This is a genomic window from Leptolyngbya sp. UWPOB_LEPTO1 (assembly GCF_017302695.1).
In the GTDB taxonomy this organism is placed as follows: Bacteria; Cyanobacteriota; Cyanobacteriia; order Leptolyngbyales; family Leptolyngbyaceae; genus Leptolyngbya; species Leptolyngbya boryana.
The window spans coordinates 1-15,019 of record NZ_JAFLCJ010000023.1 but is presented as its reverse complement, the minus strand read 5'-3'; the positions used below and the strand labels follow the sequence as shown (position 1 = coordinate 15,019).

Annotated in this window: 12 protein-coding genes and 1 rRNA gene; 6 read left to right on the top strand and 7 right to left on the bottom strand. The window is 45.9% G+C overall.

Annotated elements, in window-relative coordinates:
* Positions 1-30: 30 nt before the first annotated feature.
* Both mutL and J0L70_RS25790 read right to left on the bottom strand, forming a co-directional pair.
* Positions 31-1,668: a DNA mismatch repair endonuclease MutL gene (mutL, locus tag J0L70_RS25795; protein WP_287456400.1), complete on the bottom strand. Its 1,638-nt coding sequence runs from the start codon at positions 1,666-1,668 to the stop codon at positions 31-33.
* Positions 1,669-1,891: 223 nt separating this feature from the next.
* The gene (locus tag J0L70_RS25790) at positions 1,892-2,860 is read right to left on the bottom strand and encodes an aminotransferase class IV (RefSeq protein ID WP_287456399.1); all 969 of its coding nucleotides are present in this window, start codon (positions 2,858-2,860) and stop codon (positions 1,892-1,894) included.
* A 237-nt stretch (positions 2,861-3,097) separates the two neighbouring features.
* Here J0L70_RS25790 and J0L70_RS25785 point away from each other — a divergent pair, with 237 nt between their 5' ends.
* From J0L70_RS25785 to def, 3 genes are all read left to right on the top strand, one after another.
* On the top strand, positions 3,098-4,711 hold the full coding sequence (locus J0L70_RS25785; protein ID WP_287456398.1) for a hypothetical protein: 1,614 nt from the start codon (positions 3,098-3,100) through the stop codon (positions 4,709-4,711).
* A 111-nt stretch (positions 4,712-4,822) separates the two neighbouring features.
* Positions 4,823-6,640 (top strand): ABC transporter ATP-binding protein, encoded by a 1,818-nt coding sequence (locus J0L70_RS25780; protein WP_268184726.1) that lies wholly within the window; start codon positions 4,823-4,825, stop codon positions 6,638-6,640.
* Between the two features lie 323 nt (positions 6,641-6,963).
* The gene (gene def, locus J0L70_RS25775; protein WP_287456397.1) at positions 6,964-7,491 is read left to right on the top strand and encodes a peptide deformylase; all 528 of its coding nucleotides are present in this window, start codon (positions 6,964-6,966) and stop codon (positions 7,489-7,491) included.
* Here the strand turns inward: def and J0L70_RS25770 are convergent.
* The 3 genes from J0L70_RS25770 to argS form a co-directional block, all read right to left on the bottom strand.
* Positions 7,480-7,899 (bottom strand): sulfite exporter TauE/SafE family protein, encoded by a 420-nt coding sequence (locus tag J0L70_RS25770; RefSeq protein ID WP_197693263.1) that lies wholly within the window; start codon positions 7,897-7,899, stop codon positions 7,480-7,482. The genes def and J0L70_RS25770 overlap by 12 nt on opposite strands.
* Positions 7,896-8,420, bottom strand: a complete 525-nt coding sequence (locus J0L70_RS25765; RefSeq protein ID WP_287456396.1) for a GNAT family N-acetyltransferase — start codon at positions 8,418-8,420, stop codon at positions 7,896-7,898. Before J0L70_RS25765 ends, J0L70_RS25770 begins: the two co-directional genes overlap by 4 nt.
* Before the next feature lie 65 nt (positions 8,421-8,485).
* A complete protein-coding gene (gene argS, locus J0L70_RS25760; protein WP_287456395.1) occupies positions 8,486-10,252 on the bottom strand; it encodes an arginine--tRNA ligase in 1,767 nt (588 codons plus the stop codon).
* A 281-nt stretch (positions 10,253-10,533) separates the two neighbouring features.
* Between argS and J0L70_RS25755 the strand changes: the two genes are divergently transcribed.
* Both J0L70_RS25755 and J0L70_RS25750 read left to right on the top strand, forming a co-directional pair.
* Positions 10,534-11,982 (top strand): uracil-xanthine permease family protein, encoded by a 1,449-nt coding sequence (locus J0L70_RS25755; protein ID WP_242044296.1) that lies wholly within the window; start codon positions 10,534-10,536, stop codon positions 11,980-11,982.
* A gap of 146 nt (positions 11,983-12,128) precedes the next feature.
* Positions 12,129-12,914 (top strand): C39 family peptidase, encoded by a 786-nt coding sequence (locus J0L70_RS25750; RefSeq protein WP_017288335.1) that lies wholly within the window; start codon positions 12,129-12,131, stop codon positions 12,912-12,914.
* Here J0L70_RS25750 and nadC read toward each other — a convergent pair.
* Complete coding sequence (nadC, locus tag J0L70_RS25745; RefSeq protein WP_190649247.1) at positions 12,904-13,761, bottom strand: carboxylating nicotinate-nucleotide diphosphorylase; 858 nt, start codon at positions 13,759-13,761, stop codon at positions 12,904-12,906. The genes J0L70_RS25750 and nadC overlap by 11 nt on opposite strands.
* A 6-nt stretch (positions 13,762-13,767) precedes the next feature.
* Complete coding sequence (locus J0L70_RS25740; RefSeq protein ID WP_017288337.1) at positions 13,768-14,625, bottom strand: NYN domain-containing protein; 858 nt, start codon at positions 14,623-14,625, stop codon at positions 13,768-13,770.
* A 321-nt stretch (positions 14,626-14,946) separates the two neighbouring features.
* On the opposite strand from J0L70_RS25740, the gene J0L70_RS25735 reads away from it, so the two are divergent.
* Positions 14,947-15,019: ribosomal RNA gene (locus J0L70_RS25735) — 16S ribosomal RNA — on the top strand; the annotation flags it as partial.

Sequence of the window (15,019 nt, the reverse complement as noted above, 5' to 3'; positions counted from 1 at the left end):
AGAAGCATTGGATTTGAGCAAGTTGGACAATTACTCAAGTCCATGACTTTTGCCAATCACCCAACTGCGGCGGAAAAATCGCGCCAAACTCGACTCTTCCAACGATAGATAAATCGGACGACCATGTGGGCAAGTCCGTGGATTTCGAGTGCGCTGCCAGCGATCGATTAAACTCTGCATTTCCTCAAGCGACAATGGCACTCCATTCCGAATCGCACTTCGACAAGCAACTGCCACCTGTGCCGCCTGCAAATCTCCTCCCAAACTCAATTCAATCAATGCATCGGCACAATCCTCGCGTTGAGCGAGTAACTCAGGAGCCGATCGGACTGCCCACAATTGTTCTCCAAACGGATCAACTTCAATCCCAATCCGCTCAAGCTGTTCGATTTGAGAGCTAGAAAGCTGATTTAGAACAATTGCAGGGTCGAGTGGAATGAGTTGCCAGCGATCGCTAATTTCTTCAAACAACACCCGCTCATGGGCAATATGCTGCTCAATCAACCACATGCCTGAAGCATGTTCTGCCAAAATATATCGATTGTGAACTTGAGTCAGTGCTTTCAGCGGAGAAAGGGGAGCGGGTTCGGGACGGATTTCACGTGATACATGATAGCCCGCCTCAGATTCAGCCGCTTTGATCAACTGGCTCGCTTGAGCCGTATAAAGACTATCGGGAACCGTATCAGGATGAATGCGGAGCGCTTGAGCGATCGCGTTTTTTACCCGCTCCTTCCACTCATCCAGGTTGTGTACATATACTTCAGCTTTCGCAGGGTGGCGATTCCAATCGATATGTTCAGGATTAAGGTGCAGATGAACTAAGCAAATCGGATGCCGATCGCGAGGTAACGTTCGCCGAAATGCGCCTAAAATCGTTTGTTCCAGATCTGAAAATTTTACAAATCGCCCATTGATCGCAACTCTTACCCAGTCTGGGCGATGTCGATGAGCGCGGTCGGGCAATCCCAAGACTACAGAAATTCCAGGCGATTGCAGTTCTGTTAAATCCTCGATTCGCACATCTTTCAACAATTGCGGAAGTAGATCTTTCGCAGAGTGACCGCCCCAGAGATTAAACCATACGCGATCGTTTTGATAAACCTGCCAAGTGATAAGCGGATGAGCTAAAGCAATTTGATAAATCGTTTGTTGAATTGCTTTTAACTGCTGTGAAATAGATGGCAGTCCTTCCCGTCTCGCTTCCCAGATTTCAAATAAGCGATCGACTATGACAATCGTTCCGGGTGCGATCGCAACCGATTCGATTTGATTCGCTTCTCCCTCAGCGCTATAGATCACACGCCATCCCGGTTCTGAAGCAGTGCGGCTGAGGATTTCTAGATTAGAGAGTTGAGCCAGACTGTGTAATGCTTCGCCTCGAAATCCTAGACTATGAATTTGCCAGAGATCGGCGCGATCGCGAATTTTACTGGTGCTATGCGGCTGTGCAGCTTGGCGCAAGTTCTCCAAAGTCATGCCTGCCCCATTGTCTGCAACTCGTACTCGCCACTGGTCTGCCCAAATGGAAACAGTAATGCGAGTCGCTCCAGCATCAATAGCATTTTCCACGAGTTCACGAACAACTGCGGCAAGAGAGTCGATCACTTCTCCAGCGGCGATGAGGTGAATTACGTCGATCGGTAGCGGTTGAATCTGCTGTCCCATTCCTTCAGTTTACAGAAATCAAAAAGGGGATTGGAGGAATGAAAATCACAATCGCCCGAAGTTCTATCTCATTCGCCTTCAGATCCGGTCTGATGGATGGATTCGCTCAGGCAAAGCAAACAACTCTCTTCTGATGCGCTGTGAAAAAATGGTGTCTAGAAAAGAAAAAAGCCATTGCTGGAATCTCTTCAGCAATGGCAAGGGTTGGATTTTGTTTGATCAATTAGCCAACTGTAGTTAGCTCGGGAGCTGATGCAACCTTACTAGGAGCCGGAATCAGAGAGAAATCAACAGCCGGATGCGGATCAAGTCCAGTCACAGCATTGTGATACCGTTCCGCGATCGCATTGATAATCGGAGAATCCCCATACACGGTTTTCTCAACCGATTTCACAGGTGTAACCTCGCTCAAGGTTCCAACGATTCCGACTTCATCAGCGATGATCAACTCGGTACGCTCGATTGGGCGACGCTCAAACGGGATGCCCATCGATTGACATAGGCTTTCAATGATATCAACAGTGATGCTCTCTAGCGCACCTTCCCACGCTGGAGGCGTGAAAACTTTGCCATCTCGCACGACCAGAACACAAGTTTGTAGGGTTTCGGCGACCCGTCCTGCTTCGTTGAGGATAATCATGTCGGAATATCCGCGATCGCGTCCTTCGATCTTGACGAAGCGAGCGATCTGATAATTTGTGCTGGTTTTCACGCGTGCAGGCAGCGCTAAATCTGACCCGCGCTTCCAAGGCGTAACCCCCAAATTCATAGGAGCAGGGCGGGTCATGGGAGTTTGATATGCGGTGAGAACGAGATTGCTCGTACTGCCTTCGCCCCAGAAGCCTTCATCGCCGTATAGAGTGGCTCTGACCCACATATTGCGATCGGGTCGCCACAGCAGTTTGACCAAATCATGATGCGCCTGCTCGAATTCCTCGTAACTCATCTCGAAAGGGATATAGAGCACTTTGGCAGAGCGAATTAAGCGATCGTAGTGTCTTCGCATTGCCACAATACCGAAACTTCCGTCCGGTTGCCAGTATCCTTTGAGACCTTCAAAAACGTTAAGTCCTCGAAGTATAGCTTCACTCGAAATATGAAAATTGGCTTCTTCCCAAAGGCAAATCTTGCCGCCAAAGTAAACATATTTCGGTTTTTGCAGTTGAGTAACAGAAGGAGGGGGTGAAACCATGAGCTTTAGATGTGAAAGTGAATAGGATAAAGTGGAGGTCAAAAAGTAATTAAGGATTCAGAGTCTCCACTCACTCTTATCGTCAATTATTGGTCTTCTGTCTAGCAATTCTACGGATATCTTCATTGAATCCTTGTATCCCTGCGCGATGTTTAAATTTTGCGCGTGAATGTCTTCGATCAAACGGGGTCGCCAAGAACCAGTATTGTGATTAGGCAATCCATACCATTGTGTGAGATGAATACTCGTTCAATTCCCAAAATTTCGGTCTGGTTAATTCTGACTCTGGCGATCGCAACGGTCTACGCCGGGTTGGCACTGAAAGATGCGTTCTCAGACGCAACCGTAATTCAGGATGATGCGCGAGTGTATTTGATCTGGATGCAGCGATTTCTCGATCCGTCGCTGTTTCTCAATGATCCAATGGCGCAATATTTTCATTCGGTTACCCCTTGGGGGTTGGGCACGCTGTATTGGCTCGCATCACAGCTTGGAATTACGCCGATCGTATTCAGCAAAATTCTACCTATACTGGTCACACTGCTTCTAGGCTGGTATGGCTATCGCTTGACTTTGGTCTTGTTTCCTGTGCCAATGGCTGGATTTCTGAGCAGCGTCATTCTGCTGCAAAGTTGCTGGCAGCGGGATGATCTGGCTTCAGGATCTCCGCGAGCATTTTGGGCATTGTTGTTAGCTGCATTCCTTTACTATTTTGTAAAACGGGCTTGGATTGCGATCGCGCTAGTTGTGATTGCGATGGCGTTATTGTGTCCGTTAGCTGCTGTGCTGATTTGCATCTGGTTAGGATTGCGAGGACTTTGGGGACTAAAGCGCCGATCGATTCAACGAGCAGAATGGATCATTTTGGGAATTACGATCGCCATGTTACTGCCTTATGTCTTCAGTCAATCGGAGTTTGCGCCAACGGTGAATGCGGCTCAAGCCCGGTTGATGCCGGAATTTCAGCCAGGGGGACGCTTGCCATTTTTCTTTCCCAATCCAATGCGGTTTTGGTTTGAGGGAACAGATAGCGGGTTTCAAGTTTCATTCAATCCGGCTGTGATTGGCTTGGGATTGTTGTTACCAGGGCTTGCTAAGTTTCGGATGCCTGAACAGTTGAAGCCTGAATGGGTTGTATTGCCACAATTAGCTGGAGCCGGAATTGTTGGCTTTTTTCTCGCTCATGCTTTGTTTGTGAAATTACACTTTCCTAGCCGATACATCACTCATAGTTGGCGGATTGCAATGGCAGTCAGTGCGGGAATTGTCATTGCGATCGCACTTGAAAAGTTAAAACCACAGCGTTGGCTCTGTGCAATGCTCGTCATCGGGATTGTTGTATTTCCGCATTTTGTTTGGAAAGATTTCCCGTATACCGGGTATGCAGGGGGTAAAAATCCAGAACTGTATGAATTCTTGAAAGTACTGCCAAAGACGACATTAACCGCTTATCTTGGCGAAGATGCGAATAATCTACCTTTACTGTCTCAGCGATCGACTTTAGTTGCTCAAGAATATGCTGTGCCATTTCATCTAGGCTATTATTTGCCGATGCGGCAGAAAGCAGTCGATCTGATCAATGCACAGTATAGTGAATCATTAGAGCCTGCAAAAAAAATGATTCGGCAGTATCAAGTCACGCATTGGTTAATTGATGCGAATGCGTTTACACCAGGCTATTTGGATAGCTATCGTTGGTTTAACGTATTTCAGCAAGAGAAGAAACAAGCGATCGCAGTTCTAACTTCTGGAAAGGTTCCGGCGCTCTATCGAGTCATACCCAGATGTGCGATAACTACCATTTCAGGCACAACGGTTGTCGATGCCGTTTGCGTACTCGCACAAAAATAGATCTTGTAATATCTGTATTACATGTAGTATGCTAGTCGATCTTACGGGCTGGAAGGTTCATCATTTCAGCCAAATTTCGATTAGGGACGATCGACCATCGCCGGAGGATGTATGGCTAAATTTTTAGACATTCTCAAATATTTTCGCAACTACTGGAAGATTTCGCTTTTTAGTATTGCGATGATGAGTTTGTTCGAGATTATTGACTTATCTGTGCCGTATGCGATCGGGCAAATTTTGAACGTGTTATCTGGACAACCGTTAGATCGATTTGTACAAGGTGGCGTAAATGCGATCGCTCAACTTGGCAATTTCGAGATGACGCAAACGTTTACACTGACCTCGCTGTTAATTTTGGTCGGGCTAATTTCGGTTGGACGTGCCCCGATTCAACCTTGGTTAGGACCTTGGTTTGCCTGGGATACAGCATTTCGAGCACGCCGAGATAATGCTGAAGCAGCGTTGAGAAAAGTATTGACGTTGCCGTTAGAATTTTACGACGAAAATAATGCGGGTAGAATTGCGGCTCGTGTTGCTAAAGGTTTATCAAACCACACCTGGACTTTTCCTGATCTCACATCTCATCTATTACCGAAGTTTTTCCGAGTCATTGGGATTTTCGCAGTTATCTGGTTTATTGAGTGGCGAATTGCGCTTCTCTTATTAGTCTCTTTCATCGGCATCTTAGCGTTTAACTTATCGGGATTAAAGCGATTATCCCAACAAGAAGAACGCTTAGATAAATATATGGAAGATACCGAAAGCCGGACTTCTGAGATTATTACCAACATTAAGACCGTTAAAGCGTTTGCGACTGAAACATCAGAACTCAAACGGCAGCAACAAAGACTCGATCGAGAATTCAAAGTCCTCGATTACCGGATTCACAAAGGGTATGTGATTCTTGGAACCTATGAACGCACGATCGTACAATCCTGTGTTTTCTTGGTCTTTGCACTGACTGTATTTGCAACGGCTCAAGGTACAATCTCGCTCGGTCATTTCATTACGACCTTTACAGTCGCGAGTATGGCGTATGCTGAGGTTGAACCGATTAGCCAATTTGCTGAGTTCTTTGCTCGTCGATATGGCTCCATGATTCGCTTCCATGAGTTTATGAAGCTCCCGGTCGGTGTGGATGCGAGTAGTCTTGCTGAGACTCCAGAAGCCGTTCCGCAGTATCAATTTACTGGAAAAGTTGAATTCTCTCATCTGAAGTTCGGGTACAGTGCCGATCGCCCTGTACTCAAAGATATCAATCTACTCATTGAACCGTATCAGACGGTGGCATTAGTCGGTCGATCAGGTTCAGGGAAATCAACGCTAGTAAAACTCTTGTTCCGTTACTTTGAACCGAATCAGGGCAAGATTCTGATTGATGGTCAAGATATCCGACGGTTAGATGTGAGCGGTTACCGGAAACGATTAGCGATCGTTCACCAAGAAGTCGATATTTTCAATGGCACGTTGCTCGATAACCTAATGTATGGCAATCCCAATGCCACGATCGAGCAAGTCCGCGAAGCCTGTAGAATTGCTCAGGCTGAGGACTTTATCAAACAGATGCCTGCGGGATATTCTACGATCGTGGGAGAACGAGGCGTTCGACTTTCAGGGGGACAACGACAGCGCATTGGGATTGCACGGGCGCTGATTGTTGATCCAGATGTGCTGATCTTTGACGAAGCAACATCGAGTTTGGACTATGAATCTGAGCGATCGATTCAGCTAGCCATGCGATCGATTCTCGGTACGAGAACGTTGATTATCATTGCTCACCGACTGAGTACGGTACGGGAAGCAGACAAAATTGTGGTGCTCGACCAAGGTAATATTGTCGAGGTTGGTAGCCATGAGGAACTGCTTCAGCAAGGCGGATTGTATCAACGTTTGCACTCACTTCAGGAGACGGGTGAATTGCTAGCTTAGTAGCATAGATTGAATGAGGGCAAGAATCTCGCCCTCATTACTATTTCAGGACATTGAAGATTCTGTAATCTGTGTTCTTGATTAATGTGGATAGGCGCAATTAACTTGAAGATAGTTGCTGCGTTTGCGTCTCGCCCCGCATTGAAAATACGGGTCTAACTGTGCGAAGTGGGTTGAAACCCACTGAAGAAGACGTTACGATTGGCTTGTCAGTCCAGTTTAGTGGACTTCGCAGCGTTAGCCCCGAATTCATTCCGGGGCGGGTGAGCAACGAAGCGAGAGGAACTTTGAACTTGAAAGCTGGTTTTAGGAAGGAATTTTCTATGGCTGAACTCTTAGGTATTATTGAATTGGGTCATCCGATCCTGAGACAGAAAGCCCAAGACATCGACAATATTCAAGACGATCGCATTCAAACGCTCATTGATAACTTACTCGTCACGGTTAAACATGCAAATGGGGTTGGCATTGCTGCGCCTCAAGTTGCGGAGTCTTATCAACTCATGATCATCGCCTCGCGCCCAAATTTGCGATATCCGACTGCGCCATCAATGGAGCCGACCCCAATCATTAACCCGCGCATTCTCTCACATTCGACTGAGATGGTGAAAGGGTGGGAAGGATGTTTGAGTGTTCCAGGGATTCGAGGCAATGTTCCGAGATATCAAGCGATCGAGATCGAATTTCTCGATCGCTTTGGCAAGACTCAAAAAATGGAAATGACCGACTTCGTTGCCCGGATTTTTCAACATGAATTCGATCACTTTAACGGGATTGTGTTTGTCGATCGTGTTGAAAGCACCGCAGATCTGATCACCGAGAAGGAATATCAGAAGCTCTTAACGAAATAAGAGATACCGAAATCCGATCGCGAGGAGAAACACTCCGTACAACTTTTTCATTGTTTCTCCACTAATAAAAGGCTGATTGGCAAACAAAGCCCCAAAGTAATTGCCAATGACTAAGCCAACTGCAATCAAAATTGAATATTTAATATTAACGTTGCCCTTTTGGTAATAGACATAAGCCGCTAGAATCCCGATCGGTAAAATTTGTGCAGCAACGGATGTCCCGGTTGCGAATTTCTGCTCCATTCCCATCAGTAGAACCATCGCCGGAACCATAATTGCCCCGCCTCCGATTCCGAACATTCCGCCAGCAACCCCCGCAGCTAAGCCAATCAGCAAAAGCTGAACCCATACGATCGACATAATCTGAAGTCCTCGATAACCTGTCTGGATAGTACAGGATACGCTCATCTGATTTGTTCAAATCTGTCTTCAGGCTTACATTCACCATCCAAAAGGCGATACATCACATAAGCATCAACATATCCAAGTGTTTTGTGATTGAAGGCTTTTGGGAGTGTTCCAACGATCGAGAATCCGAGCTTTTGCCAAAGTGCGATCGCGGCGTAATTCGTACTCACCACAAAATTGAACTGTATCGCCAAGTAGCCCAAATTCTTAGCTTCTTGCAGACAATGTAATCCCATGGCTCGACCAATTCCTCGACCATGACAAGTTGGATCGACCATGAAGCTAGCATTTGCAACATGAGAACCGCGATCGCGTTGATTTGCAACGAGCTTATACATTCCGATAATTTGACCCTCTTCTTCTGCAACGTAAGAGAGGACTCCTGCTCCAAACCAGTATAAAAACGCATCGTCACGACTTGTATTTGAGTCAAAAACGTATGTATCTCCTGGCTCAATAACTACTTTGAAGATGTTCCAAATCGAGTGAAAATCGGACTTGATCGCGCGACGAATTAGCATCACAAAAACTGTATTGCCCTCAAATGAACCGAAGATCAGCTATCGTCGATAGCTGATCTGTATTGTTACATTCGCTCTAAAACTTGAATTCCTAACAGCGATAACCCAAGCTTCAACGTTCTCGCTGTCAAATCACAAAGCACCAATCGAGAAGTCCGTGCGGGTTCTGGTGCATTCAGAACTGGAACCCCTTGTTCGCGATCGTAGAACACATTAAACTTCTGACTCAGTTGGAACAGATAATCACACAATCGATTCGGAAATAGATCTTGCTCGACTTCGGATAAAGCAGTACTAAACTGAAGTAAATACTTAGCGAGAGCTAATTCAGTTTCATGCTCTAGTACCATTTGTACATCAGAACCAAGTTGAGTGAAATCAATGTCCCCTTTCCGGCTAATGCCTTGAATTCGAGCATAGGCATACAACATATACGGTGCAGTATTGCCCTTCAGATCTAGCATCTTGTCGTAACTGAAAATATAGTTGCTGGTGCGATTTTGGCTCAGGTCAGCATACTTGACCGCACTCAGTCCTACAGTTTTAGCAACTTGATCAATAAAGTCCTCAGATTCTTGGCGTTCTTCAGCCACAAGCCGAGCTTCGATATCAGCACGCGCTCGTTCAACTGCCTCATCCAGTAAATCTCTCAACCGAACTGTATCACCCGATCGCGTTTTCAGTTTCTTGCCATCTTCGCCTTGTACTAATCCAAATGGAACATGCACAATCTCAACGGATTCAGGAATCCAACCCGCTCGCCGTGCAACCTGAAACACTTGAGCAAAATGATTCGCTTGACCTGCATCTGTCACGTAAATTAAGCGATCGCTCTGATCCTGCTGCACTCGATATCGAATAGCTGCTAAATCCGTTGTTGCATAGTTATAACCCCCATCTGACTTTTGAATAATCAGAGGTAATGGATTGCCTTCACGATTCGTAAACCCTTCTAGGAACACACACTTCGCACCTTGATCTTCAACGAGCAAACCCAACTGATCTAAATCTTCGACAACTTGCCCCAATCGCGAATTGTAAAAAGACTCTCCCCGCTCAGTCAATTGAATATCCAGCAAATCATAGATGACTTGAAACTCTCGACGAGACTGATCACACAACAATCTCCAAGCTCTCAACGTATCTTCTGCACCGGATTGTAATCTCACCACTTCTTGACGCGATCGCTCTTGAAACTCAGAATCTTCATCAAATCGCTGTTTTGCTTTCTTGTAAAACGCAACCAAATCACCTAAATCTAAAGCATCCGCCGTGGTCAAAGCTTCCGGCGCAACCTCTCTTAGATAAGTGATCAACATGCCAAACTGTGTTCCCCAATCGCCCACATGATTGAGCCGCAAGACATCATGACCTTGAAACTCTAAAATTCGTGCGATCGAATCTCCAATAATTGTCGATCGTAAATGTCCAACGTGCATCTCCTTCGCAATGTTCGGACTCGAAAAATCGACAACAACTTTTTTCGGCTCTTTCACCGCTGCAATTCCCAAGCGTGAATCCCCTGCCATTGCCGTTAATTGCGTTTGAAGGTAAGCAGGTTTCAGCGTCAAGTTGATGAATCCCGGCCCTGCAATCTCAGGCGGTTCACAAAGGTCATCAATCTGCAACTGCTGAGAAATTTCTTGCGCGATCGCTCTCGGCGCTTTCCCCAAGCGCTTTGCCAATGACATCGCTACATTCGCTTGATAATCCCCAAACTTTGGATTACTCGTCGGAACCAGCATCGGATCAGTCCCAGCCAAATCCGCTCCAAACGCTGATACCAACGCGGCTTCCAAGCGATTTTTTAATTCAGCGATCGTCGCATTCATATAAATTCCTAGTCCGAAAATAGCGCAAACCTATCCTAGGATACAGACTCTACTCGTTTAACGGCGATGAATCTTCAAGAAAATGCTCCAACTGAAAATCTAGAAAATTATCTAGAAAACATATCTGTAGGCAGAAGACATAATACTTCCAAAATGCATTATGAAAATTAGCTGGCTTGACCTCTGAAGATTTCTGAATTCTGTAGTAGCACTAACAACTTCTTAGATTTTTATCTGGTTGTATACAGTATGTAATCTACACCACCCTGACACATCATCTTATGACAGAGGCAAATGCAGAACTCGCCGCCTTGGATGTTCAAGAAGAGGAAGAAGAGTTAGTTAATCGATCGCAATTACTCTACGGTCTGACGGATAGGCCTCCCGTTGTGGAAGCAATCTTTGTCGCGTTTCAGCATGTTCTTGCTGCTTTTGTTGGAATTATCACCCCCCCAATCATCATTTGCAGTAGCTTAGGATTAGATGCTGCAAATACTAGCTATCTCATTAGCATGTCGCTGTTTGCTTCCGGGCTTTGTACCTTCATTCAGTGCAAGAAGATAGGACCAGTTGGTTCAGGACTCTTGAGCTTGCAGGGAACGAGTTTTGCATTCCTTGGACCCATTTTAGGAGTAGGGTCGATCGCATTACAAGGTGGAAAAACCCCAGAACAGGCACTCGCTCTAATTTTTGGAGTTTGCTTCTTTGGCTCTTTTGTCGAAATCATTCTGAGCCGATTTTTGCACCTAATGAACAAGATCATTACCCCCGTCGTATCTGGAACGGTTGTCATGATCATCGGGTTAGGTTTAATCAAGACTGGAGTAACCAGTTTGGCAGGAGGAGCCGCAGCACTGGCTAAAAATGACGGTTCATTTGGCAGTTGGCAGAATCTAGCTTTAGGCGGCACTGTATTGTTGATTGTAGTGCTGCTTACCCTGTCTAAAAATCGCTTCTTACGAATGGGTGCGATCGCAATCGGACTAGCTGTCGGCTATATCGCTTCGCTATTTATGGGAATTGTGAATTTCAGCGGGCTTAGTGCGCTTCCACTCTTTAGCCTGCCGATTCCTTTTCGATATGGAATGAGCTTCGATTGGGGAGCTTTTTTGCCGTTTATTTTGCTCTATGTCCTCACTGCTATCGAAACAGTCGGCGACTTGACTGCGACTTCTGCAGTTTCAGGGGAACCCGTGAAAGGATCGCTCTACATTCGTCGCATCAAAGGTGGTGTTTTGGGAGATGGAGTCAACTCTCTAATCGCTGCGGTGCTCAACACGTTCCCCAACACAACCTTCAGCCAAAACAATGGCGTAATCCAAATGACTGGCGTTGGCAGCCGCTATGTTGGCTTTTATGTTGCCGCAATTTTCTCGCTTCTTGGATTAGTGCCGATTGTAGGAGGTGTATTCCAAGCAATTCCTCAACCTGTTTTAGGGGGTGCGACTTTAGTGATGTTTGGCTCGATCGCAGTTGCAGGATTGAATATTGTGACTTCGGTAGAACTTGATCGACGCTCAATGATTATTGTTGCAGTTTCTTTAGGGCTAGGACTAGGCGTTGTCTTCATGCCGCAAATCTTTGCGAATAAACCTCCTTTGTTTAGCAACTTGTTCGGCTCTGCTATTTCGACCGGAGGCTTGACAGCAATCCTTCTCAGCGCGTTGCTCCCGCGTGAACTCCCCTCCTCAACTTCTAGCAAAGCTGAAAGACTTGCGGAAGTTGAATAATTGAGCCGAATTCATCGCGAACATCAGAATCCATTGGTTTTTCCAAGGCTTGCCCCTGCAAAATTGCGAAGTTGCTCATCCGAAAAATCGGGAACGCTATAGAAGCAATTGATATGTGTTCACTTACCACTTAAGGGGCAAGCCTGATGTCACTGACCCTCAAAATTGACACCAATACAGTTCTAAAGAGAAAACCGATTCAGTCGGCTGAACTGCCTGAAGAACAAAAACACGCAGTTCAAGCAGGCAGGGTATTTAAGATTGATTCTTATACGATCGAACGAGACCACGTTCGCTGTTTTCTCAGCGAAGAAACGATTAAAGACACAAATGTTTGGTACGCCTTCGGGAAACACGTCAAAATCTTCCGCGAGTCACAAGTCTATCCCCGTACTCTTCCAGCCACAATCAAGCTCAATATTCCTTATAAATCTCAGCGCGACAATGTTCTCAATCCTGATGGCGCGTGCAATGTCACTTCGATCGCAATGTGTCTCCGCTATCTCGGTGCAACTCCCCGACGCTCTGATGTTCAATTTGAAGACGAACTCTATAACTACGCCATTCAGAAAGGCTACAGCCGCCATAGCCCCTACGATCTTGCCAAAATTGTTCAGGACTACGGCTTCCGTGACGATTTCAGAACCAATGCCACGATCGAACAAGTCCGCGCTTGGCTCGCTGATGGCAACCCGATTGTTATCCACGGCTATTTCACCGATTTCGGTCACATTGTTGCGGTTGCAGGCTACGACGAGCGCGGCTTTTTTGTCCACGATCCCTATGGAGAATGGTTCTGGTGGGGCTACGATCTAAATGAGCCTGGCAGAAACAATCGCAAAGGCGAATATATCCATTACTCCTACACTATGATCGAGCGGCTCTGCATTCCAGATGGTCATTTCTGGGTTCATTTCATTTCTAAGCCTTAAACCGCATACTCAGATCCAACCAAGTCGATCGCGTAATCGGAGCGCTACTCGAAATGAAATCTACTCCGGTTTCCGCGATCGATCTCAACGTTTCGAGAGTCACATTCCCAGAAGCCTCAACCCGAATTCGGTCATTCTTCCGGCGAATCATCTCTACGGCTTGACGCATCATTTCCAGAGGCATATTGTCCAGCATGATAATGTCTGCTCCATGCTCCAGTGCCTGTTCAACCATGTCCAAATTTTCAGTTTCGACCTCGATTGTCAAAGGATAAGGAATATTGGCGCAAACTTGCGCGATCGCCGCTCCAATTCCTCCGGCTGCAACAATATGATTGTCTTTGATCATCGCTGCATCATCTAATCCCATTCGATGATTGACCGCTCCCCCCACTCGTGTCGCATACTTCTCCAACACCCGCAATCCCGGAGTCGTCTTGCGTGTATCCGTTAATCGAGTTGGTAAATCTTCAATCTTCTCGACATATCGACGAGTCAAAGTTGCAATTCCACTCAACCGCATCGCCAAATTGAGTGCAACCCTTTCTCCAGTCAGAAGCGCATCATAAGCACCTTGAATTTCAGCGATTGTTTGCCCTTTCTGAACGGCCTCCCCCTCTTGAACGATTGGAGTGAATACAGTAGAGGCGTTAAGAAGTTGAAAAACCCGTTCAGCGATCGGCAATCCAGCAATCACTCCATTCTCTTTGGCGATCCAAACCGCTTGACGAGTTCCAGAGATGAGAGATTGAGTTGTGCGATCGCCCCGCCCAATATCTTCAAGAAGCCATTCTTGAAGCAGCTTATCTAAGATGAATTGTGATGGCAGAGTAGCAGTTCTGTTCAAAGTGTTTTAACCTTTCAGCTTGACGTATACCACTTTAACAACAGGATTATGCTCACTCGGCACTTCCTGAATTTCAAATAATCCTACATCCCTGATCAATGCACCCAACTTGCTATATTCATAGTTTCTAGAGTCAAAAGAGGGAGAGATCTTATTGATTTGTGATCCAAAGGCTCCCAAATTTGCTAATCCATCTTCTCCTGCTGCCGCCTCATAAGCACGTTGCAATAGATTGATTAACTTTTTATCTTGTTGAAGTTTAGCAGTGCGCGAAGAAGGATTTTCTTTCTCTAAGTCCGCAGCCTTCTTGAAATGTTCATTTTTGCTTGATTGAACCTGCCCATTTTTGGATTCAGCGATCGCTTCCGAAACTTCATGCCCTACTAAAATCTCGGTGTAAGTGAACTTATCACAGGCTTTCTGAAATGGTATTGGAGTTTGTTTCCGTCCAAACCCATAGACAAACAATCCTGATTCCCTCAACCTGCAAGCCAATCTTGTAAAGTCACTGTCGCTTGACACCAAACAGAAACCATCAAAATGGCCTGTATACAGCAAATCCATCGCATCAATAATTAGTGCGCTGTCCGTTGCATTCTTTCCCGACGTGTAACTGTACTGTTGAATCGGTTGGATTGCGTATATGTGCAGCTTTTCTTTCCAACCTCCAAGATTTGGCTTTGTCCAGTCGCCATAAATTCTTTTGACATTTGCAGTGCCGTATTTAGCAATTTCTTCCATCAAAGGCTCGATTAAACTTGCCGTTGCGTTATCAGCATCAATTAAAACGGCTAAGCGATCGTCTCTAAGTTTTCTCTCACCCACAAATGTTCTCTCCACAGTGCTTAAGATGAGAATTCCCATTCACCCAGTCCTAAACAGCGTGGATTTCAAGAATTGATGTCGCTCAAAAGCTTTTACCGAGGCGATTTGAGAACGAACTAGACGAAACTCAAAAAAAGGAGTTGACACCCTGTAGGTTATCCCGCTATATTATCAAAGCGCGGGTGAGGGAAGAGCGAGCGAAAGCGGACTCAGCTTCATTTGCGAGAAACTGAACCTATAAAACAGAATAGTTTAGAAGCCAGAGAAAGGAAAGCCTTCGTCAAGAAAATGTCTCTTTTGTTAGAGACCGGAAAGGTAACCGGATAAATTACTGAATTGAGCTACAAGCTTACTCTATATACTATGGAGAGTTTGATCCTGGCTCAGGATGAACGCTGGCGGTATGCTTAACACATGCAAGTCGAACGGTCTC